The organism is Bradyrhizobium sp. JYMT SZCCT0180 (assembly GCF_018130165.1).
Taxonomy (GTDB): domain Bacteria; phylum Pseudomonadota; class Alphaproteobacteria; order Rhizobiales; family Xanthobacteraceae; genus Bradyrhizobium.
Window position 1 is genome coordinate 102,214 of record NZ_JAFCLZ010000004.1, and the last position, 21,386, is coordinate 123,599.

Below are 21,386 nucleotides of genomic sequence, written 5' to 3' on the forward strand. Positions count from 1 at the left end.
GAACGGAGATACTAGAGCCTATTCGGGTCCCGATTGAAATCAGAAGGGAGCCCGAAATCCCTTGTTTCGACGCGCTTTTCACCGCAGATAAGTTTACGCAATCTGCGCAACAGATTGCTACGCGATCCGGTATCGGTTCGCTCGAAACGCTATAGCCGAGCCTGCACACGAGGCAACCGGTGTTTGCTGTTTTTTTGCGATTGCGAGATGGGTTCGAATAGGCGAGAAGGGCCCGGCTTTTTCGATCGGAACGGACCCAATCATGATGTCAGATGCAGTGCGGGCGGTGATTCTCGGCATCATCGAGGGTGTGACGGAATTCATACCGGTTTCCTCGACCGGCCATCTGCTGCTGGCGCAACGCTTCTTTGGCCTCGGTGAGGGCGCTTTCTGGCAGAGTTTTGTCGTTCTGATTCAGCTCGGCGCGATTCTCGCGATCGTGGTGCTCTATTTCAGCAAATTGTGGCGGGTCGCGCTCGGGATGTTCTCCAATCCCGACGACCGGCGCTTCGTCATCGGCGTGCTGGTGGCGTTCCTACCGGCTGTCATCGTCGGCCTGATCGGCGGCAAATACATCAAGGAACTGCTGTTCAATCCGTGGGTGGTGTGTTTCTCGCTGATTGTCGGTGGCGCAGTCCTGTTGTGGGTCGATCAGCTCGAGCTCAAACCGCACGAGGACGACGCCACGCGGTATCCGCTCATGATGTATCTGTGGATCGGCATCGCGCAGTGCGTGGCGATGATTCCCGGCGTGTCGCGCTCGGGCGCCAGCATCGTGGCGGCGATGTTGCTCGGCGGTGACAAGCGGTCGGCGGCGGAATTTTCGTTCTTCCTGGCGATCCCGACCATGATCGGTGCGTTCGCCTACGATTTCTACAAGAACCGCGGCGAGATGACGACCGACCACATCGGCGTCGTCGCGATCGGCTTCGTGGTCTCCTTCATCACCGCGATGATCGTGGTCAAGACCTTCCTGACGTACGTTACGCGCCACGGCTTTACGTTTTTCGCGTGGTGGCGCGTGATCATCGGCACGGTCGGCCTGATCGCGCTGGCGCTGGGACGGTAATTCATCCGTGGGTCGTCCCGGCGAAGGCCGGGACCCATAACCACCAGCGGACATTGGGTTTGCGCGCTGGTCGTTATCTTCCTTTTTCGGCAATTTTGGCCGCGGCGTATGGGTCCCGGCCTTCGCCGGGACGACGAACTAAACTGCCTTCCTCTGGAACTGGCCCGCGGCGCGGAAGCGCCAGAGATACTGCGGGGCGATCGCTTCCAACGAATCGGGTGCGATGCCGAGCCCTTCCAGCGTCAGCCCTGCGACCTTCGCCGCATCCGACACCACATTGTCCGAGCGCAGCATGGCGACCTGATCCGGCGTCAGTTTCAGCGCGCCCGGTGCGAATTGCAGGAACAGTGCGTTCAGCTTCGCCAGGCCGAACGGCAGCGAAACCAGCGCACGCTTGCGTTCGGTGATGCTAAGGATGATTTCCATGATCTCGCGCATGGTCAGCACCTCCGGCCCGCCGAGCTCATAGGTCGCGCCTGGCTTTGCGTTGCCATCGACGGCCTCGGCGACCGCGGTCGCGACGTCGCCGACATAGACCGGTTGCATCCGCGTCACCCCACCGCCGATCAGCGGCAGCGCCGGCGACATCCGCCCGAGCGCTGCAAAACGGTTGGTGAATTGATCCTCAGGGCCAAACACGACCGACGGCCGCAGGATGGTGGCGGAGGGCACGGCAGCGAGCACGGCCTTTTCGCCGGCGGCCTTGGAGCGGCCATAGCCCGACGGCGAGTTCTCGTCGGCGCCGATCGCAGAGACATGCACCATCCGCCCGCCGGCGGCGGCGACGGCCCGGGCGATCGTCTCGGGACCCTTGGCCTGCACGGCGTCAAAGGACTGCGCGCCGCCCTCGGCCAGGATGCCGACCAGGTTGATCGCGATCTGGGAATCCCGCATGGCGGCCTCGACCGAGGCCGGATAGCGCAAATTGGCCTGTACGGCGTGGATCTGGCCGACCCTGCCAAGCGGCTGCAGATGCCCGGCCAGCTCCGGCCGCCGCACCGCCACCCGGATGCGATAATCGCGCTTGGCCAGCGCCCGGACCACGTTTCGGCCCAGAAAGCCCGATCCGCCGAAGATCGTGACGAGCGTTTCCTGGTTCGATGCCATCGGGTCCATTGCCGGGTCCATTCCTGCGGTCAAATTCGAGAGATCGTGGGCGAATTTAGCGGATTCGCGATACGCCAACCCGCTGTCGCTGTACAGCATATTTGCACAACGCCCCGGAAAAGTGGGCTCCGGTTTTCCGCAAGGGCGATGGGCCAAAATTTTATGGCCCAGCCCGCAATTCATCAATTTGACAAGCTCGCGACTGATCCTTACTAACCCGCCCGGGCCCAGGTGGTGGAATTGGTAGACGCGCTGGCTTCAGGTGCCAGTGGCTTAACGGCCGTGAAGGTTCGAGTCCTTTCCTGGGCACCATTTGCCCATGCCCATGAGATCGCTGAAGGCGGGCTGACCGGTCCCAAAACCGGACGCTCGCTGCCGGGGCGCCGCGGCTGGCGGAACGCCCAAACCTCAGACCATGCGCTTCGCGGCCTGACTAGCGACCGACTTCTGCACGAAGTACATCATGATCAGCGAGAGGATCGACGTCGCGACCACGACGTAGCCCAGCCAATCGAAATGCCGGAGCGTGCCGTCCGGGTTTTGCGCGATGATCGCGGCGGCGAACACCGATCCGAGCCCGCCGGAGAGTTGCTGCAGGGACGCGCTGACCGCGCTGAACGAACCGCGCTGGCTGGCGTCGGGTATCGCTGAAATCAGCGCCTGCGACGGGATCATGCGTGAAAAGATGCCGACGAACATCAGGACGTTGACGATGATCGCGGTCGTCAGGCTGACGTGGCCGAGATGCGTGTAGATCAGCACCATGACCACCGAAACGGCGCTGCCGAACGCAAAGGTCGGGAATTTTCCGAACGCGTCGCTCGCCCGTCCGACCAGCGGCCCGATGAAAATGCTGAAAACGCCGGAAACGAGATAGATGGTCGGAAGATGCAGGATGTCGATGCCGAGATTATGCACGGTGAAGGCGCTTCCGAATGGCATCAGCATGAAGCCGCCGGTCGACAGCAGCGTCGTCACCGCGAAAGCCAGCGTATAGCGCGGCTGTCCGACGGTCGCGATCAGGTGCCGGAACGCGTTCCTGTCCTGCTTTAGTTGGAGATGCGCGTTCACCGGCCGCATCACGAGCAGGATCGCGGCCATCGCGACGAGTGACAGGCCGACGATCGCACCGAAAGAGACGTGCCAGCCCCAGTGGTTGGCGAGAAAGAGTCCGGCCGGAATGCCGAGTACCTGGCTGGCGGCGAAGGCGGTTTGCACGAAACCCATCACACGGCCGCGCAGGTGCAGCGGAAACAGGTCGGTGACGATGGCGAGCACCACGGCGCCAATCACGCCGCCGAACAGTCCGGTCACGATTCGGCCGAGCAGAAGCAAATGATAGTTCGGCGCCAGCGCGCAAAGCAGCGTTCCCAAGGTGAAGCCGGCGTAGAAAAACAGCAGCAGGCGCTTGCGATCGAATCGATCGGCAAACCCGGCCGCGAGGATGCCCGAAATGCCGGCGCTGAACGCGTAGGCCGAAACCGCCACGCCGAATTGCCCGGCGGAAATATTTAGCGCGGGCATCAGGATGGCGCCGAGCGGCGACATGATGATGAAGTCGAGAATGATCGTGAACTGCGCGAACGCCAGCAGCGCAATGAGGAATGACTGGTAGCGCGAAAAGCCGCGCTGCTGCTCCGACTGTTCCTCGATCGGCGCTGCCGGGATTTGTTCGGTCATGACATTCTTTCGTCGGGAGCGATGCCGTGCGGAGCGCCGGACGGACGCCGCATGGCCGGGAGCATATGAGCTGGACAGATGCGATTCACGCGGGCGGCGCAAGCCGAGGCCGGTGGCGATGATCAAGCGCTAAAATCCGGCGAGAGGTTGTCTAAACGCAAAGCAACGCAGCGAAAGATTACTCCGAAAGAATGCAGAATTGCGTTGGTTGTCACGGCGATGTGATTAGAAGTCTTCGATCTCTCCGGCGCGGTGCATCGACAGCTAGACTGCAATAGGTCTGCGCAAGAACTTTCGCGTCGTGGCGCATTATTCCTCAGGAAATAGCAGGCGCTCATAATCTCGCGCGCCGTGAAGGATATGGATGACTTCAATCGCATCCTGACTGACGCGGTAGAAAATCAGAAACCGGCCGAAGGGACGGCGTCGAATGCCGAGATGCTCGTAGCGCGGCACCAATGGGTAGCCACGCGGGGCGTCCAGCAATGACTCGCATCTCTCCCGCAACTCGCGGACCAGAGTGAGCGCGCTCTGCGCGCTTTGCTCAGCGACATACGCCGCGATTTGCTCCAGATCGGCCTCGGCCTCGGCCGTGACGACGACGATCACTTGCGATCCGGTTTGACCGCCAATTTCGCTTCCAGGCGGTCAAACACCTCGGAACTTGGCTTCACCCGGCCGGCATCCGCGTCAGCAAGGCCACGCGCGATCGACGCGTCGAGCGCGGCCAACCTTGCTTCGCGTTCTTGAATGAGCCGCACGCCTTCGCGCAGCACTTCGCTTTTAGAATGGTAGCGGCCGGATGCCACGAGCTTAGTCACGAAGCTTTCCAGCACCTCTCCCAAATCTGCGCTCACCGCCATGCTTGATCTCCGGCCTTCCCGCCTTCAGTGCCAATAACTATTATTGGATTGCCCGTTTTTCAAGCAGATTGCAGGCTCCCATTCTACTTTGCATGGGGTTGTTTTCGCGATTTTGTGTTTGCTGGTTCTTGCGCGACCTGAACCTTGCCTTTCGGACCGCGGCTGGCGACCTTGGCCCTGATCCGCACATGCCCGCTATCGATCCTTTCGACGTCGAAGGCGTCCGTCTTCCGGACCAGATCGATGAGTTTGCTATGGCCGTATGAGCGCTGGTCGAAATCAGAGAACAGGTTTGAAAGTTGCGTGCCCACCTGCCCCAGCGAAACCCATCCGTCCTCGCCCTCGATCTGCGAAATGGCCTTTTTCAATATTGGAATAGCGGCACTCCGAGGCTGGAGCGAAACCGGCTTGGATGGTGTCTCCGCGTTGGAGGTCGTCGCCGCCGCCGGCAAAAGATTCTCCGTGTAAATAAATCGGCGGCAGGCCTGCCTGAAACTCTCCGGCGTCTTCTGGGCGCCAAATCCGTAGACATCGGCGCCTTGCTCGCGCATGCGGGAGGCAAGGCGCGTAAAATCACTGTCTGATGACACCAGGCAAAAGCCGTCGAACCGTCCGCTGTGCAGCAGGTCCATGGCGTCGATGACCAGCGCGATGTCAGATGCATTCTTGCCCTTGGTGTAGGCAAACTGCTGGTACGGATCGATGGCGTGCTTTTGCAGGATCTCGGACCATGATTTGAGGTGCGGCCCGGAAAAATCACCGCAAATACGGCGGACGCTGGCCTCGCCGAATTTCGCGACTTCCTCGAACAAGCCGCCGGCAATCAGCGGCGAGGTGTTGTCGGCATCGATCAGCACGGCAAAACGGGGCAATCGCTGCTGTTCGGCTTTCATCGGTGCCCCCTTTTGTGGTCGCGGCCATATTGACGCAACTCCGCCGATTCTGGAAAAGGCCGCATAAAGTACGCGATTTGGCGGGCCGGACCCTCGTTTGGCGGCGATTTCGACGTTACCTTAGGACTTTACGCTCTGCCGATTCGAAGAGGTTCCCAACGCCATGACCATCCGCCTGCATCGCGGCGATCTGCCGGATCTTTCCCGCTACACGGATTCGGTTGCGATCGATACCGAGACCATGGGGCTCAACCCGCATCGCGACCGGCTTTGCGTGGTGCAGATGTCGAATGGCGACGGCACCGCCGACGTGATCCAGATCCCCAAGGACTACGGCAAGGACCACAGCGACGCGCCGAACCTGAAGGCGCTGCTCGCCAATCCCAAGGTCATCAAGATCTTCCACTTCGCCCGCTTTGATCTGGCCGCCCTCTACAACGCCTTCGGCGTGATGCCGCAGCCGGTCTATTGCACCAAGATCGCCTCGCGGCTGAGCCGCACCTATACCGACCGGCATGGCCTGAAGGACCTGGTGCGCGAGGTGCTCAATATCGACCTGTCGAAGCAGCAGCAGTCGAGCGACTGGGGCTCGGCCAGCCTCAGCGAGGCGCAGCTCGCCTATGCGGCTTCCGACGTGCTGCATCTGCATGGCCTGCGTGAACGGCTCAACGCCATGCTGGCGCGCGAGGGCCGCACCGAACTGGCGCAGGCCTGTTTCGATTTCCTGCCGACCCGGGCCAGGCTCGACCTCGGCGGCTGGGAGCTCGAGGATATTTTCGCGCATTCCTGAACCGGGGCGATTTGAAGCAGTCCCCGGGGTGCTTGGGGGTGTTTACGCCCCGTTTCGGTCACACTGGTAAAGCGAGGTCCGGGCTGCATCGTGAGGCAATCCCGGCTACAATGGCGGGCTAACCTCGCTCTGGAGCAGCGGTGAACTCGTCACAGAACCCAGCCTACGTCGCCGGAATGGAGGCGCGCTTTGCCAGCGCGGCGCGCCACAGCCGGATGGTACGGGTGCTGCGGATCGCGGTGCCGTCGGCAGTGGTGCTGGCGATGGCGAGCATCGTCGCCGTGTCGGTTTTCAATCCGTTCCGGATGCTGTTGCCGAAGCTCCCGGTCGACATCGGCAATCTGGTGGTTTCCGGCACCAAGATTACGATGGAATCGCCGCATCTCGCCGGCTTTTCGACCGACCAGCGGCCGTACGAAGTCTGGGCCAAGGCCGCGATCCAGGATCTGACCGATCCCGACCATATGGAACTCAAGGCGCCGCGCGCCAAGGTGATGCTGGAAGACAAGAGCACGGTGACGATGGATGCCCGCACCGGCTATTACGACAGCAAGCAGCAATTGCTCGATCTGCGTAAGGATATCTTCCTGCAATCCTCCACCGGCTATGAAGCCCGCCTGTCGCAGGCCTATATCGACATCAACAAGGGCACGGTAACCTCGGATGAACATGTCGACGTCAAACTGCTGAATGGAACGCTCGTCGCCGACAGGCTCAGAATCCTCAACAGCGGCGAGGTGGTGCGGTTCGAAGGCAATGTCGTGATGAATTTGGACAAACTGGGTGATGACGTTGCGCCCGCTCAGCCTGCGCCGGCGCCCGAACCCGTTGCTCCACAGCCGAAGACGCGATCCGTCTCCGGCAAATCTTCCAGCACGAAATGATTTTCATGAAGATGTTTTTCTCGCGCAGTCTGGCTCAGGCGGCGTTGGCGTTTGCGCTGATCGCGCCGGGTGCCGCCCTTGCGCAAAGCGCGATGTCGGGCGTGCCCAACGCGATGCAGGGCTTTTCGCAGAACCGCGATCAGCCGATCCAGATCGAAGCCGCGTCGCTGGAGATGCGCGACAAGAAAAAAGAGGCGACCTTTGCCGGCAACGTGAAAGTCGTGCAGGGCGACACCACCATGACGTCGAAAACGCTGGTCGTGTTCTACGATCAAGCTGGGGGGACGCCAGCCACGCCGCCTGCGGCCAATGCGAAGGGCGCCAAGACCGCGCCGATGCAGGCCGCTTCTCCGGGGCCTGGCGGCAGTTCGTCGATCCGCCGCTTGGAAGCCAAGGGCAATGTCGTCATCACGCAAAAGGATCAGATCGTAACCGGCGACACCGCCATCTTCGATACCAGGGCCAATCTCATGACCATGGCGGGCGGACCGGGTGGCCAGGTCGTGCTGACCCAGTGCAAGAACGTGTTGCGCGGCGACCGCCTGAAGGTGGACATGACGACCGGTGTGTCGCGGGTGGAATCCGACAGCGGCAAGGTACAGGGCATGTTCGACCAGAGCTCGCAGGGCTGCGGGCCGGGAGCGGCGCCGGCGCCGGGCGGCGCGAAGCCGGGCCTGCCCATGCTGCTTCCTGGGAAAAAGTAAGACAGATCAAAGCCTTAATTATTATCTTGGGCTCGCACGGTTGAAGCCGGGGTTCCGAGGCTGTATCTACTGGGCGGGCGCGGCAAGGTGTTCCACTGGGCACGGAACATCCATTCATTCATGCTTTGCAGGCGGATCGATTCGCCGGCGGGTGGCGCGGGATCACCGTGAAAGGCTAAGCGAAGCGGGATGGTGGATTTACTCGGCATGTTCCGTCGACGCCCCGCAAAGCGCGGGCCGGCAGGATTTGCGCGTTCGCGCGAGGACATCACCGCGCTCGGCGATTCCTTTGGCGACATGCTGACGAACCCGGTGCGCGATGCGCCGCCGATGGCGCGTACCGTCCCGCTGACCGGGTTGGAATTGCCCCAGCCGCCGGAGCACGCGGTGGAACCGCCGTACGAGGAACCGCGCCCGCGCGCGCAGGCCCCCAAGACCCAAGCCCCAAAGAACCAATCCAGGACCAATGGCGCCGCTGCGCCCCGTCTGATCCAGCGGCCGGGCTATCTCGCCGTGCACAGCGTGGAAAAAAGCTTTGGCACCCGCAAGGTCGTGCGCGGCGTCAGCATCTATGTTCGCCGCGGTGAGGCCGTGGGTTTGCTCGGGCCGAACGGCGCCGGCAAGACCACGGTGTTCTACATGATCACCGGGCTGATCAAGGCCGACCGCGGCGCCATCGAACTCGACGGCCATGACGTCACGAAGCTGCCGATGTATCAGCGCGCGCGGCTCGGCATCGGCTATCTGCCGCAGGAAGCGTCGATCTTCCGCGGCCTCACGGTGGAACAGAATATTCGCGCGGTGCTCGAGGTGGTGGAACCCTCGAGGAAGAAGCGCGAGGCCGAACTCGATTCGCTGCTCGATGAATTCAACATCGCGCGCTTGCGTAAATCGCCGTCGATCGCGCTGTCCGGCGGCGAGCGCCGCCGCGTCGAGATCGCGCGCGCGCTGGCGACGCGTCCGAACTACATGCTGCTCGACGAGCCGTTCGCCGGCATCGATCCGATCGCGGTCGGCGACATTCAGGACCTGGTGCGCCATCTCACCAATCGCGGCATCGGCGTCCTGATCACCGACCACAATGTGCGTGAAACGCTCGGCCTGACCGACCGCGCCTACATCGTCTATGCCGGGGAAATCTTGACTGAAGGCAGTCCGGACGACATCGTCAACGATCCGGATGTACGCCGTCTTTACCTTGGCGAGGAATTCCGCCTCTAGCCCTTTTTTAGCAGACGTCAAGCCGTGTACATCGGCTTTGGACTAGGATAAGCAAGAATCGGACCAACTTTAGTGGATCGGTTCTCGCCTCCATGGCACTGACGCAGAGACTAGAATTCCGCCAGTCGCAGTCGCTGGTCATGACGCCGCAGCTGATGCAGGCGATCAAGCTGCTGCAACTGTCGAACCTCGATCTCTCGGCCTTCGTCGAGGAGGAGCTGGAGCGTAATCCGCTGCTGGAGCGGGCCAGCGACGGGCCGGAAGCGCCGGTCAGGGGTGAACCGGTCCCGGAACAGGCTGAATTCTCCAATTCCGGTGATTCCCAGAGCTTTGGCGACGAGGGCGGTGCCGAGCCGGGCGAGATGGCCGGCGGGACCAATGGCGACAGTTTTGAGCCCGGCCAGTTCGAGGCCGGCCAGGAAGACTGGCTGAACCGCGATCTCGGCAGCCGCACAGAAATTGAGCAGACGCTGGATACGCCGCTCGACAACGTCTTCTCCGAGGAGCCCGCCGAGGCGGCCGCCCGGGCGGCGCAGGATGCCGCGCCCACCGCCTACACCGAATGGGGTGGCGGCGCGTCGAACGACGACGATTACAACCTGGAAGCCTTTGTCGCCGCCGAAATTACCCTCGGCAGCCATCTCGCCGAACAACTGGCGGTGGCTTTCCCCGGTCCGGTGCAGCGCATGATCGGACAATACCTGATCGATCTGGTCGACGATGCCGGTTATCTGCCGCAGGACCTCGGGCAGGCCGCCGAACGGCTCGGCGCCGCGCAAGCCGATGTCGATGCGGTTCTTGCGGTGCTGCAGAAGTTCGACCCGCCCGGCGTTTGCGCGCGCAATCTGAGCGAATGCCTCGCGATCCAGCTCCGCGAGCTCAATCGCTACGACCCCGCGATGCAGGCGCTGGTCGAACACCTGGATTTGCTGGCCAAGCGTGACATCGCGTCTTTGCGCAAATTGTGCGGGGTCGACGACGAGGACATCACCGACATGATCGGCGAGATCCGCCGGCTCGATCCCAAGCCCGGCCTGAAGTTCGGCTCGGCCCGCACCCAGACCATGGTGCCGGACGTCTATGTGCGGCCGGGCCCGGACGGCGGCTGGCATGTCGAACTCAACAGCGACACGTTGCCGCGCGTGCTGGTCAATCAGGTCTATTACACCGAGCTGTCGAAGACGATCCGGAAAGACGGCGACAAATCCTACTTCACCGACTGCCTGCAGAACGCGACGTGGCTGGTCCGCGCGCTCGATCAGCGCGCCCGCACCATCCTGAAGGTCGCGACCGAAATCGTACGCCAGCAGGACGGCTTCTTCACCCATGGCGTGGCGCATCTTCGGCCGCTGAACCTCAAGGCGGTGGCGGATGCGATCCAGATGCATGAATCGACGGTGTCACGGGTTACCGCCAACAAATACATGGCGACCAATCGCGGCAGCTTTGAACTAAAGTATTTCTTCACCGCCTCGATCGCCTCGGCCGACGGCGGCGAGGCCCATTCGGCCGAAGCGGTCCGCCACCACATCAAGCAACTGATCGACGCCGAAGCCCCGACCGCGATCCTCTCCGACGATACGATCGTGGAACGATTGCGCGAGTCGGGCATTGATATTGCCCGCCGCACCGTCGCGAAGTACCGCGAAGCGATGCGAATTCCTTCCTCGGTGCAGCGCCGCCGTGACAAACAGAGCATGCTCGGTAACGCACTTTCAGCCCCGGCCACTTCCTCCGACCGGTCCCGTGACACGGCGCCGGCCTGATTGCGTTCGCGTCAAATCGCGATAGTGTCGGTTTCCCGACAGAGTGAACGAGGCATCAAGCGAGGCATCAAATGACCCTTCGAATCTCCGGGAAAAGCATCAGCGTCGGCGAAGCGCTTCGTTCCCGCGTCAGCGAGCGCACCGATGAGGTCCTGCGAAAATATTTCGACGGCAATTATTCCGGCCACATCACGCTGAGCAAGGATGGCTTCGGCTTCCGTACTGATTGTTCGCTGCACCTCGATTCCGGCATTACGCTGGAAGCCGATTCGAACGCCACCGACGCCTATGCCAGCGCCGACCAGGCGCTGGTGATGATCGAGAAGCGCCTGCGCCGCTACAAGAGCCGGCTGAAGGACCGTTCGGCCCGCAAGACCTACGCGGCTTCGGCGGCGCTCGCGGAGTTGAACGGCGGGGGTCTGGACGCGCCGAGCTATATCATCGAGGCCCCGGAGGGCGACGACGAGGTCTCTGAATACAGCCCCGTGATCATTGCGGAGGCGACCAAGTCGCTGAAGCGGCTGTCGGTCAGCGAAGCTGTCATGGAGCTCGATCTGACCGGGGCGGCCTGCATCGTGTTTCAGCACGGCTCGAGCGGCCGGGTGAACATCATTTACCGGCGCACGGACGGCAATGTCGGGTGGGTCGATCCCCCGGCCGTTACCCCCTGACAAGCATGGCTGACAGCATTGACGCCCCTAGCGCCCCTCCCTATGGTCCGCCGCCCTTTAAGGATAGCGTGCGGGAACTCACCCGTGGGAGTTGGCACCGGTCATGCGTTGGAGTAGAAGCCGACCAATCGGGACCCGGGCCTAAGCCCGCCTCCTACCTCAGTTTCTTGACGCCCAATTCTTGAAGCTGAAGTTCTCGAACCCATTTCGCACCCTGACGGCTTAATTCACCTCGGAACGCCCCATGACGATTACCGATCTGGTCGCACCCGAGGCGATACTCCCCGCGTTGAAAGTCATCAGCAAGAAGCAGGCGTTGCAGGAACTTGCGGCGCGGGCGGCGACCCTGACCGGGCAGAACGAGCGCGCGGTCTTCGAAGTGCTGCTGCAGCGCGAAAAACTGGGGACCACCGCCGTCGGCTACGGCGTTGCCATACCGCACGGCAAGCTGCCCAAGCTCGAAAAGCTGTTCGGGTTTTTCGCCCGGCTTGAGCGCCCGATCGATTTCGAAGCAATGGATGGCCAGCCGGTCGACCTGGTATTCCTGCTGCTGGCGCCGGAAGGCGCCGGCGCCGACCATTTGAAGGCGCTGGCGCGGATTGCCCGCCTGCTGCGCGATCAGGACGTCGCCAAGAAACTGCGCGCCTCGCGCGACGCCCAGGCGATCTATTCGGTACTGGCGCTGCCGCCGGCGAGCGCGGCGTAACACCCTTCATTTCCGAACTGACGCTGGCGAATTACGTCGGCCAAAAAAATACGCGGGCCGTCCCCGATCCGAGGAACATGCCCGCGTATTGCGAACTCTCATCGCGGTCTACGCGACCGCTACCAAGCCTGCGCCAGTGACAGCAGCCACCGCAGCGTCAGTTGATACCGACAAGCGTCGGATCAGCCGACACCGGTAGGCCGGGTCAGTGCACGCTGACGGCCTGCAATTCGTTGCTCCATGCATTGGCGACCGCCGCCTCGCGGCTGTCGGTCAGCATGATCGGGGTACCGTCGGCGGCATGCAGCGCGAACAGTTTCAGTCCTGGCGCGATCTTCGGCGCCTGCGGAAACAGCCCGGGCACGTCCTCGGAACGGACCTGCTTTACGTAGGCGATATGGCCCTCGCCAAGATGGGCCAGCGCCTCAACAGAAACCTTTTCAGCTTCGAACGTCACACTCACATCACTCATGGTCTCGACTCCTCTATGAGACTAAGCGGTCGAGTCCGCTCCTCGTTCCATTATTCGTGTTCATTGATAGCGATTGTCTTAACGACCCTTTCAGGTTCCGGCCTGGCAAGGTCGATCGACAACAGCCCGTTCTTCAAATCCGCGCCCAGCACCTGCATCCCCTCCGCCAGCACGAAGGTGCGCTGGAAGTGGCGCGCGGCGATGCCGCGATGGATGTATTGCCGGGCCTTGTCGTCCTGCTGACGGCCGCGGATCACCAGCTGGTTTTCCTCAATGGTCACATCGAGTTGGTCACGGGTAAACCCGGCGACCGCCAGCGTGATGCGCAAGCGTTCGGGTTGCCCATTGCTGCGGTCGCAGCGCTCGATGTTGTAGGGAGGATAGCCGTCGGCGCCTTTGACGACGCGATCGAGCGCACGCTCAATTTCGTCGAACCCAAGCAGGAACGGACTGGATAACGATGGAACACGAGACATTACAAAGTCCTCTCGAAGCGACTTTGAGGGGCCCTTGCGGCACCCCATGCGACCGGCCGGCGGGTTTGCTGACCGGTCAAACAACAATATGGGGGTGATTTGGGGAGGGTTCAAGCCGCTCCAGGCGCTGCGTAAATCGGCCGCGCCGCCGCGGGATGACAGGGTTAATCACCCACCCGCTTGCGGCCATCGGCGGTAAATAGATGCAGTTTGTCTGCTGGTGCCACCGCCCTGATTCGCTCGCCAATGGCGGGGCCGATGGCGCCGGGAATCCGCACGATCACCTCGCCGGGCGGCAGTTCCCCGGGGTTGGCGGCCACGGCCTGCGTCTCGTTCTGCCGAGCGCCGTAGATGAAGGTTTCGGCCCCCACGTGCTCGATCGCCTCGACGGTGAGGCCAAGTGCCACACCGCCGCCGACGGCCTCATTTGAGATGACGAAGTCTTCGGGACGGATTCCGAGGATGGCGGCCTCGTTGAGCCTGACGTCGCCGGCCAGTTGCGATTTGAGTTCATCGGACCGCAGCGGCATCAGGTTCATCGGTGGCGCTCCGATGAACGAGGCGACGAAGGTGGTTGCGGGCTTCTGATAGATGTCGAGCGGATTGCCGATCTGTTCGACCTGGCCGGCATTCATCACGACAAGGATGTCGGCCAGCGTCATCGCCTCGAGCTGATCGTGGGTGACGTAAATCGCCGTGGTGGAGAGGCGGCGCTGCAGTTTGCGGATCTCGACCCGCATCGCGATGCGCAGCTTGGCGTCGAGGTTCGACAGCGGCTCGTCGAACAGAAACACTTTCGGTTGCCGCACGATCGCGCGCCCCATCGCCACGCGCTGGCGCTGGCCGCCGGACAATTGCCGCGGCTTGCGTTCGAGCATGGCGCCGAGTTCGAGGATGCGCGCGGCTTCCTCGACGCGGGTCTTAATCTCGGGCTCGGGCATGCCGCGGTTGCGCAGGCCGTAGGCCATGTTGTTGTAGACGCTCATGTGCGGGTAGAGCGCGTAGTTCTGGAACACCATCGCGATGTCGCGGTCGGCCGGCTCGATCTGGTTGACGATACGGCCGCCGATATCGATCTCGCCGCCGGTTATCGTTTCCAGTCCCGCGACCATCCGCAGCAGCGTGGACTTGCCGCAGCCGGAAGGGCCGACCAGCACGCAGAACTGGCCGTCGCCGACGTCAAATTCGATGCCCTTGATGGCTTCGAAGCCACCGGCATAGGTCTTGCGGACGTTACGCAGCGTTACGTTAGCCATTTACGTTGCCTTGGGTCACCAGCGCCACTCGCTTCCTCACTTTTCCGTCTCGACCAGTCCGCGCACGAACAGGCGCTGCATGAACACGACCACCGCGACCGGCGGCAGCATCGCGAGGATGGCGGTCGCCATCGCAAGCTGCCATTCAGCCAGCTCGTCGGTCGTGTACAGCATCTTCTTGATGCCGGTGACGATGGTCTGCATCGAATCCTGGGTGGTGATCAGAAGCGGCCACAGATACTGGTTCCAGCCATAGATGAACTGGATCACGAACAGCGCCGCGATCGTCGTTACCGACAGCGGCAGCAGCGTATCCCAGAAGAAGCGGAACGGGCCCGCACCGTCGATCCGCGATGCTTCCAGCAATTCCTCAGGAACCGTCATGAAGAATTGCCGGAACAGCAGCGTTCCGGTGGCGGACGCGATCAGCGGCATGATCAGTCCGGCATAGGTGTCGAGCATCTTGAGGTCGGCGACCACCTTGTAAGTCGGATAGATGCGTACCTCGACCGGCAGCATCAGCGTGACGAAGATGATCCAGAATGCGGTCTTGCGGAACGGGAAGCGGAAATACACCACGGCGTAGGCCGACAGGATCGAGATGAAGATCTTGCCGATCGCGATGCCGAGCGCCGAGATGAAGGAGTTCATCAGCATGTGGCCGACCGGCTCGCGGCTGGTCCGCGATCCGCCGACGAATATCGCGCGGTAGTAGTTTTCCAGCGTCTGGCTGCCGGGCGTCAGCGGCATGCTGCCGCCGACCACTGTCGCGGCGTCGTGGGTGGACGCGATCATGGCCAGATAGACCGGAAAGGCGACGATGAAGACGCCGAGCGTCAGGATCGCGTAGGCGATGATGTCGTTGAGCGGGCGGTGCTCGACCATCAGTATTGCACCTTGCGCTCGATATATTTGAACTGGACCGCGGTCAGCGCGATCACGATCACCATCAGCACCACTGACTGCGCGGCTGAGCCGCCGAGATCGCCGCCGAGCCGTCCGTCGGCAAACACCTTGTAGACCATCGTGGTGGTGGCACCGGCCGGGCCACCGCCGGTGACCGCGTCGATGATGCCAAACGTGTCGAAGAAGACGTAGACGACATTGACGACCAGAAGAAAGAACGTCGTCGGCGACAGCAGGGGAAAGACGATGGTCCAGAACCGCCGCATCGGGCCGGCGCCATCGATCGCGCCGGCTTCCAGCACGCTCTTGGGGATCGATTGCAGGCCGGCCAGGAAGAACAGGAAATTGTAGGAGATCTGCTTCCACACCGCGGCCATCACCACGAGGGTCATGGCGTGGTTGCCGTTGAGCAGCGGATTCCAGTCGAAATTCATCCAGCGGAGCGGCCGCGCCAGTGTGCCGAGCGAGGGATGGAACATGAAGATCCAGAGCACGCCGGCGACCGCGGGCGCCACCGCATAGGGCCAGATCATCAGCGTCTTGTAGGTGCCGGCCGCCTTGAGGTTCTTGTCGGCCTGGGTTGCGAACAACAGCGCAATGGAAAGCGACAACGCCGCGACCAGCGACGAGAAGATCACCGTCGTCAGCATCGACTTGTAATATTCAGGCTGCGCGAAAAGGGTCAGGTAATTTTCCAGCCCGACGAATTCGGACGTCAGTCCAAACGCGTCCTCGCGCTTGAAGGATTGAAAGACCGCCTGGCTCGCCGGCCAGTAGAAGAATACGAATGTGATGATGAGCTGCGGCACAAGCAGCAGGTATGGCAGCAGCTTGTTATTGAAGACGACCGACTTTTCCATTCAGGACGCTGTGATGCCAGAGGTGCTCCCTCTCCGAAAGGCGGAGAGGGAGTCTTCGCCGATCCTATTTGGCCGTCTTTTCGAACGTCCGCAACATCGCATTGCCGCGCGCGACCGCGGCGTCGAGGGCTTCCTGGGCGGTCTTCTTGCCAGCCAGCGCCGCTTCCAGTTCCTCGGCCCAGAGATCGCGCATCTGCACCATGTTGCCGAAGCGCAGGCCGCGCGAATTCTCGGTCGGCTCCTTGTTGGTGAGTTCTTTCAGTGGCGTCTGCAGGACGGGGTTTTTCTCGTAGAAGCCGTCCGCCTTGGTTTTTTCATAGGCTGCCTTGGTGATCGGCAGGTAGCCGGACTTCTGGTGCAGGTCGGCCTGACGGTTGGTGTCGGACAGGAACGTGAAGAACTTGGCGACGCCCTTGTACTCCTCAGGCTTCTTGCCGCCCATCACCCACAGCGAAGCGCCGCCGATGATCGAGTTCTGCGGAGCTCCGGCGGCATCAGGGTAATAGGGCATCGGCGCCGAGGTGAAGTCGAACTTGGCGGTGCTCTTGGCGGTGGCGTAATAGCCCGACGAGGTCAGGAAGATCGCGCACTCGCCGGACGCAAAGCGGTTCTCGCTGGCGTTGGCGCGGCCGGCATAGTCGTAGGTCTTGTCCTTCTGCAGGTCGATCAGGTTCTGCAGATGCTTCACATGCAGCGGCGAGTTGAACGTCAGCACGGTATCGAAGCCGTCGAGGCCGTTGGACTTGGTGCCGATCGGCACGTTATGCCAGGCCGAGAACTGTTCGATATGCACCCATGACGCCCACGCATTGGAGAAGCCGCAGGTCGTGTGTCCAGCCGCCTTCAGCTTCTTGGCGGCGTCGAACACCTCCGGCCAGGTTTTCGGGATCGCGGCGATTCCGGCCTTCTTCAGCTCGTCATTGTTGATCCACATCACCGTCGACGACGAATTGAAGGGGAACGACAGCATGTCGCCCTTCGACGTCGAGTAATAACCTGTGATCGCCGGCAGATAGGCCTTGGGGTCGAACGGCTCGTTGGCATCCTTCATCAGCTGGTAGACCGGCTTGATGGCGCCGGTGGCGCTCATCATGGTCGCCGTGCCAACCTCGAACACCTGGATGATGTGCGGCGCGGTGCCGGCGCGGAACGCCGCAATGCCGGCATTCATGGTGTCGGGATAGCTGCCCTTGAAGGTGGGGACGACCTTGTAGTCGGACTGGCTGGCGTTGAAATCCTCGGCAAGCTTGTTGACGATGTCGTTGTTGCCGCCGGTCATCGCGTGCCACCACTGGATCTCGGTCGCAGCGTAGGCAGGCGTGGCGAGCGCAAGCGCAACAGTCACGCTCGCCGCTACGCCGAATTGTCGAAATGCCATGTAATTCCCTCCAGGTTGGGTCATCATCTTCGTTTCGCGCGATAGCAGCGCCGGATGACGTACAAATGACCGTATAAGCGAAAGCAGCGTAGGGGGGAAGCGGGCGCCAAGGGAAGCCGGAAAATAGGCTGAGGCGGCTTGTTAGTTATCTCGTCGTCCCGGACAAGTGAGCGCAGCGAACGCGATCCGGGACCCATACGCCGCGGCGTTGATTTAATGGGCGGTATCAGCCGCCTTTGTTCACCGATGTGGGTCCCGGCGTTCGCCGGGACGACCAATGTAGCTAGCGCTTCCGCTCTGAGCCGCAGACCACGCCCTTGGCGACCATCGCCTCGACCTCGCTTTTGGAGTAGCCGAACTCGCCCAGCACCTCGGCGGAGTGCTGGCTGAATTTCGGTGGGGTCCGGCGCAGGCTCGGCCTGGTTCGCTCCAGGCGAATCGGCGAGGCGACGCCCTTGTACCAGTCCTTTTCGATGACATCGCCGCGGTGAAGCGTGTGGGCGGCGGTCAGCGCCTGGTCGATCGACTGGACCGGCCCGGCCGGCAGGCCAGCCGCGAGCAGGCGGTCGCACAGCGGCGCGGCATCGTGCTGGCTGAACACCGCGGCGAGTTCGGCGCGCAGCGCATCGCGGTTGGCGATGCGGTCCTTGTTGCGGGCAAAGCGCGGATCGGTGCCGAGTTCCGGCTTGCCGATTTCCTCGGCGAGCTTGCGGAAGGTGCCGTCATTGCCGACGCCGATGAAGATGTTGTCGGTGCGGGTCGGAAAGATCGCATAAGGCACGAGATTGGGATGCTCGTTGCCGGTCAGACTCGGCGGCTTGCCATGCATGAAATAATTCGCGGTATGCGGATGCATGATCGCAAGGCCGGTTTCATACAGCGTGGTCTCGAGGAATTGGCCGAGGCCCGAGCGCTGCCGCTCCGACAGCGCCATCAGGATGCCGATCGCGGCATAAAGCCCGGTGGTGATGTCGACGAGCGGAACGCCGATCCGCATCGGGCCGCTCTGCGGCGAACCGGTTGCGGCGATCATGCCGGTCATGGCCTGGATGATCGCGTCATAGCCGGGATTGCCGCCGCGCGGGCCGTCGCCGCCAAAGCCGGAGATCCGGCAATGCACGAGCTTTGGGAATTTCGCGCGCAGCACGTCGTTGCCGATGCCCCATTTGTCGAGCGTGCCGGGCTTGAAATTCTCGATCAGGACGTCGGCGGTCTCCAGCATCTTCAACAACACGGCGCGGCCGCCCTCGGAGGCGAGGTCGAGGCCGATCGAACGCTTGTTGCGGTTGATGCCGACGAAATAGGCCGCGTCCTCCTCATGGAACGGAGGGCCCCAGTCGCGCACCTCGTCACCGGCGGGCGGTTCGACCTTGATCACGTCGGCGCCGTGGTCGGCGAGGATCTGCGTGCAATAGGGGCCGCCGAGCACGCGCGTGAGATCGATCACGCGCAGGCCGGTCATCGCGCCGGGAGCCGGAGAACTCATGGAAAGAACCTTCGCTCAAGTAAGACCAATGGAATTCCTGAGCTAGCGGTCTTCGGGCGCGGCGGCAATGCCCGCCCGCGCACAGGCGCATGCGGAGACAGAAGACGCGCGAAAACGGCCCGCGGCTTGTTGCAGCGGGCCGTTCGACGCGGCCGTTACACCACGGTCAGGCGCACATCCACATTGCCGCGGGTGGCGTTGGAATACGGGCAAACCTGGTGGGCCTTCTGGACCAGTGCTTCGGCGTCGGCGCGGGCAAGGCCGGGCAGGGAAACGGCGAGGTCGATATCAAGGCCGAAGCCGCCTTCCGAGCGCGGGCCGATGCCGACGGTGGAGGTCACGGAGGCTTCCGCGGGCACCTTCACGCCGCCGCCCTGAGCCGCAACCGCCTTCATCGCGCCGATGAAACAGGCGGCATAGCCGGCCGCAAACAGCTGTTCGGGATTGTTGCCGGCGCCACCGCCGCCGCCGAGCTCCTTCGGGGTCGCAAGCTTGACGCTGAAGGCGCCGTCAGCCGTCGAAGCGGTGCCGTCGCGGCCGCCGGTGGCCGTTGCGGTGGTCTTGTAGAGGACTTTCACGGACATGTTGGTCTCCCTTGGGTTCGGTTTCGATGGTTGTTGTATTGCACACAATTAGATTGTGCACAATAGAAAAAATGAAGAGGTCCGCAATTTAATTGTATGCAATTGATTAGGCGCGCCCGCGGCCCTAAATGATCACGGGCGTCCCCACTTGGCGAGGTGCAAATGGCTAGGAAACCGGCGGTCGATCCGCTGCTGCTCGGCAATCAGATCTGTTTCGCGGTGTATTCCACGGCGCACGCCTTCAACCGCGTCTACAAGCCCCTGCTCGACAAGCTCGGGCTGACCTATCCGCAATATCTCGTGATGATGGTGCTGTGGGAGCGCGACGGCGTGCCCGTCAAGGACATCGGCGAGAAGCTGTTCCTCGATTCCGGCACGCTGACCCCGCTGCTGAAGCGGATGGAGGCCGCCGAATTGATCCGGCGCACGCGCAGCACCGAGGACGAGCGCCAGGTCCTGATCGCACTGACGCCGAAAGGCCAGGCGCTGCGGGAAAAAGCCAAGGCCGTACCGCAGGGCATTCTGGCGAGCTCGGCGTGCTCGGTGGGGGAGCTGGTGGCGATGAAGAACGAACTGCTCGCGCTGCGCGACAAGTTGAATGCGGCGTTGGGGGAGTAGGGGGGCTCAGAAGTGTTTCTTTGCAAAAGCCCGGCCGGATCCAGACTTCAGGTATTTCTCGAATGCGATGGCGCGCTGTTCGTCATCGAACGCAATATAAGTTCGTAACCGCCAAGGGCGGTACTTCGAGGTATGCGGCACTTCACCGGCATTATGTTTAGCCAGACGAGCGCGCAGGTCATCTGTCATGCCCACGTAGAAGTGCAGCGAATCCAGACTTTCGAGAATATAGACGTATCGCACGGTCAGCCCTCCACCCCGGAAAGGCAGGATACCGCAGGTGGATAGTCTGTGGAGTCGCAGAACTTGCGCAGCCCGCCGTCGCCCTTCGGGCTATGGCGGGGCAGCCTTCGCTCCCTTCGCTACGATGGACTGCCCGGGCCTGCCCAGCCGAAGCTCGCGAAGCGAGCGAAGGCTGGTGGAGCCAGGCGGGATCGAACCGCCGACCTCTTGCATGCCATGCAAGCGCTCTCCCAGCTGAGCTATGGCCCCTTAACCGATCCGCGCGCCTTGGGCGACGCGCAGGCACCCTGAACCACAGTTCAGGGCCGATCTCAAGTCTCTTCGTCGCCGCCGACGTCACCAATGATGTCGGTGACGTCCTCATCGCCTTCTTCCTCGTCGGGAATGAAGGTCGAATCGTCGTCCTCGTCGCCCTCGATGGTCTCGTCGATTTCGATGTCGTCCTCTGATTCGGGAACGACGGCCTTGACCTTGCCGGTGTTCTCCTCGGCATCGGCCTCTTCGAGCGAGACCAATTCCTCGGCCTCGGCCGGTTCCGGCGCATCGGCAGCGGCGCTCGCTGCGGCGGCAGCGCGTGCAGCATCACCGCGGGCGGCCCGGGGCGGCGCAATCGGCGCAATCGGCACGACCTCACCGGTATAGGGCGAGATCACCGGCGACTTGTTCAGGTCATAGAACTTCTTACCCGTCGTCGGGCAAATGCGTTTGGTTCCGAGATCGGATTTGGCCACGTGTGGATCCTGGGAATTTCTG

24 protein-coding genes and 2 tRNA genes are annotated in these 21,386 nt (G+C 62.4%); 10 read left to right on the forward strand and 16 right to left on the reverse strand.

Annotation, left to right across the window (positions count from 1 at the left end; translation table 11 throughout):
• Positions 1-262: 262 nt before the first annotated feature.
• Positions 263-1,069: an undecaprenyl-diphosphate phosphatase gene (locus tag JQ641_RS07430; RefSeq protein WP_211995357.1), complete on the forward strand. Its 807-nt coding sequence runs from the start codon at positions 263-265 to the stop codon at positions 1,067-1,069.
• Between the two features lie 138 nt (positions 1,070-1,207).
• Here JQ641_RS07430 and JQ641_RS07435 read toward each other — a convergent pair whose 3' ends face one another.
• On the reverse strand, positions 1,208-2,176 hold the full coding sequence (locus JQ641_RS07435; RefSeq protein ID WP_211995552.1) for a complex I NDUFA9 subunit family protein: 969 nt from the start codon (positions 2,174-2,176) through the stop codon (positions 1,208-1,210).
• Positions 2,177-2,401: 225 nt separating this feature from the next.
• On the opposite strand from JQ641_RS07435, the gene JQ641_RS07440 reads away from it, so the two are divergent.
• A tRNA-Leu gene (locus tag JQ641_RS07440) sits at positions 2,402-2,488 on the forward strand.
• Positions 2,489-2,584: 96 nt separating this feature from the next.
• Here the strand turns inward: JQ641_RS07440 and JQ641_RS07445 are convergent.
• The 4 genes from JQ641_RS07445 to JQ641_RS07460 all read right to left on the reverse strand — a co-directional run bounded on the left by JQ641_RS07445 (position 2,585) and on the right by JQ641_RS07460 (position 5,612).
• Complete coding sequence (locus JQ641_RS07445; RefSeq protein ID WP_211995358.1) at positions 2,585-3,856, reverse strand: MFS transporter; 1,272 nt, start codon at positions 3,854-3,856, stop codon at positions 2,585-2,587.
• 309 nt (positions 3,857-4,165) lie between these two features.
• Positions 4,166-4,465 (reverse strand): type II toxin-antitoxin system RelE/ParE family toxin, encoded by a 300-nt coding sequence (locus tag JQ641_RS07450; RefSeq protein ID WP_211995359.1) that lies wholly within the window; start codon positions 4,463-4,465, stop codon positions 4,166-4,168.
• Positions 4,462-4,719: a type II toxin-antitoxin system ParD family antitoxin gene (locus JQ641_RS07455; RefSeq protein WP_211995360.1), complete on the reverse strand. Its 258-nt coding sequence runs from the start codon at positions 4,717-4,719 to the stop codon at positions 4,462-4,464. Before JQ641_RS07455 ends, JQ641_RS07450 begins: the two co-directional genes overlap by 4 nt.
• Before the next feature lie 83 nt (positions 4,720-4,802).
• The gene (locus tag JQ641_RS07460) at positions 4,803-5,612 is read right to left on the reverse strand and encodes an NYN domain-containing protein (protein ID WP_211995361.1); all 810 of its coding nucleotides are present in this window, start codon (positions 5,610-5,612) and stop codon (positions 4,803-4,805) included.
• A gap of 163 nt (positions 5,613-5,775) precedes the next feature.
• Between JQ641_RS07460 and JQ641_RS07465 the strand changes: the two genes are divergently transcribed.
• The 7 genes from JQ641_RS07465 (at position 5,776) to ptsN (ending at position 12,354) form a co-directional block, all read left to right on the forward strand.
• Positions 5,776-6,402, forward strand: coding sequence for a ribonuclease D (locus JQ641_RS07465; protein ID WP_211995362.1), 627 nt, complete (start codon positions 5,776-5,778; stop codon positions 6,400-6,402).
• A 140-nt stretch (positions 6,403-6,542) separates the two neighbouring features.
• Complete coding sequence (gene lptC / locus JQ641_RS07470; RefSeq protein WP_211995363.1) at positions 6,543-7,286, forward strand: LPS export ABC transporter periplasmic protein LptC; 744 nt, start codon at positions 6,543-6,545, stop codon at positions 7,284-7,286.
• Entirely contained in the window at positions 7,283-7,990 is a 708-nt protein-coding gene (locus JQ641_RS07475; RefSeq protein ID WP_211995364.1) for an LptA/OstA family protein, read from the forward strand. Before lptC ends, JQ641_RS07475 begins: the two co-directional genes overlap by 4 nt.
• A gap of 189 nt (positions 7,991-8,179) precedes the next feature.
• Positions 8,180-9,211, forward strand: coding sequence for an LPS export ABC transporter ATP-binding protein (gene lptB / locus JQ641_RS07480; RefSeq protein ID WP_211995365.1), 1,032 nt, complete (start codon positions 8,180-8,182; stop codon positions 9,209-9,211).
• Between the two features lie 92 nt (positions 9,212-9,303).
• Positions 9,304-10,977 (forward strand): RNA polymerase factor sigma-54, encoded by a 1,674-nt coding sequence (gene rpoN / locus JQ641_RS07485; protein WP_211995366.1) that lies wholly within the window; start codon positions 9,304-9,306, stop codon positions 10,975-10,977.
• A 71-nt stretch (positions 10,978-11,048) separates the two neighbouring features.
• Positions 11,049-11,648 carry a ribosome hibernation-promoting factor, HPF/YfiA family gene (gene hpf / locus JQ641_RS07490; protein WP_192736213.1) on the forward strand — a complete coding sequence of 200 codons (600 nt, stop codon included), beginning with the start codon at positions 11,049-11,051 and terminating at the stop codon, positions 11,646-11,648.
• A gap of 244 nt (positions 11,649-11,892) precedes the next feature.
• The gene (ptsN, locus tag JQ641_RS07495) at positions 11,893-12,354 is read left to right on the forward strand and encodes a PTS IIA-like nitrogen regulatory protein PtsN (RefSeq protein WP_192736214.1); all 462 of its coding nucleotides are present in this window, start codon (positions 11,893-11,895) and stop codon (positions 12,352-12,354) included.
• Positions 12,355-12,559: 205 nt separating this feature from the next.
• Here the strand turns inward: ptsN and JQ641_RS07500 are convergent, their stop codons facing one another.
• From JQ641_RS07500 to JQ641_RS07535, 8 genes are all read right to left on the reverse strand, one after another.
• The gene (locus JQ641_RS07500; RefSeq protein ID WP_211995367.1) at positions 12,560-12,826 is read right to left on the reverse strand and encodes a BQ00720 family protein; all 267 of its coding nucleotides are present in this window, start codon (positions 12,824-12,826) and stop codon (positions 12,560-12,562) included.
• A gap of 50 nt (positions 12,827-12,876) precedes the next feature.
• A complete protein-coding gene (locus JQ641_RS07505) occupies positions 12,877-13,302 on the reverse strand; it encodes an Hsp20 family protein (RefSeq protein ID WP_106321711.1) in 426 nt (141 codons plus the stop codon).
• A 164-nt stretch (positions 13,303-13,466) separates the two neighbouring features.
• Positions 13,467-14,558: a sn-glycerol-3-phosphate import ATP-binding protein UgpC gene (locus JQ641_RS07510; protein WP_211995368.1), complete on the reverse strand. Its 1,092-nt coding sequence runs from the start codon at positions 14,556-14,558 to the stop codon at positions 13,467-13,469.
• A 36-nt stretch (positions 14,559-14,594) separates the two neighbouring features.
• Complete coding sequence (gene ugpE, locus JQ641_RS07515; RefSeq protein ID WP_211995369.1) at positions 14,595-15,443, reverse strand: sn-glycerol-3-phosphate ABC transporter permease UgpE; 849 nt, start codon at positions 15,441-15,443, stop codon at positions 14,595-14,597.
• Entirely contained in the window at positions 15,443-16,324 is an 882-nt protein-coding gene (gene ugpA, locus JQ641_RS07520; protein ID WP_211995370.1) for a sn-glycerol-3-phosphate ABC transporter permease UgpA, read from the reverse strand. Before ugpA ends, ugpE begins: the two co-directional genes overlap by 1 nt.
• A gap of 64 nt (positions 16,325-16,388) precedes the next feature.
• Positions 16,389-17,702, reverse strand: a complete 1,314-nt coding sequence (ugpB, locus tag JQ641_RS07525; RefSeq protein ID WP_211995371.1) for a sn-glycerol-3-phosphate ABC transporter substrate-binding protein UgpB — start codon at positions 17,700-17,702, stop codon at positions 16,389-16,391.
• Between the two features lie 283 nt (positions 17,703-17,985).
• Positions 17,986-19,188, reverse strand: a complete 1,203-nt coding sequence (locus JQ641_RS07530; protein WP_211995372.1) for a CaiB/BaiF CoA transferase family protein — start codon at positions 19,186-19,188, stop codon at positions 17,986-17,988.
• A 155-nt stretch (positions 19,189-19,343) separates the two neighbouring features.
• On the reverse strand, positions 19,344-19,772 hold the full coding sequence (locus JQ641_RS07535) for an organic hydroperoxide resistance protein (protein ID WP_211995373.1): 429 nt from the start codon (positions 19,770-19,772) through the stop codon (positions 19,344-19,346).
• Between the two features lie 162 nt (positions 19,773-19,934).
• Here JQ641_RS07535 and JQ641_RS07540 point away from each other — a divergent pair, with 162 nt between their 5' ends.
• On the forward strand, positions 19,935-20,390 hold the full coding sequence (locus JQ641_RS07540) for a MarR family winged helix-turn-helix transcriptional regulator (RefSeq protein WP_211995374.1): 456 nt from the start codon (positions 19,935-19,937) through the stop codon (positions 20,388-20,390).
• 6 nt (positions 20,391-20,396) lie between these two features.
• On the opposite strand, the gene JQ641_RS07545 is transcribed toward JQ641_RS07540, so the two are convergent.
• The 3 genes from JQ641_RS07545 to JQ641_RS07555 all read right to left on the reverse strand — a co-directional run bounded on the left by JQ641_RS07545 (position 20,397) and on the right by JQ641_RS07555 (position 21,364).
• Positions 20,397-20,633 (reverse strand): GIY-YIG nuclease family protein, encoded by a 237-nt coding sequence (locus JQ641_RS07545; RefSeq protein WP_211995375.1) that lies wholly within the window; start codon positions 20,631-20,633, stop codon positions 20,397-20,399.
• A 173-nt stretch (positions 20,634-20,806) separates the two neighbouring features.
• Positions 20,807-20,882 (reverse strand) — tRNA-Ala (locus JQ641_RS07550).
• Between the two features lie 62 nt (positions 20,883-20,944).
• Entirely contained in the window at positions 20,945-21,364 is a 420-nt protein-coding gene (locus JQ641_RS07555; protein ID WP_192736224.1) for a TIGR02300 family protein, read from the reverse strand.
• Between the last annotated feature and the right edge of the window lie 22 nt (positions 21,365-21,386).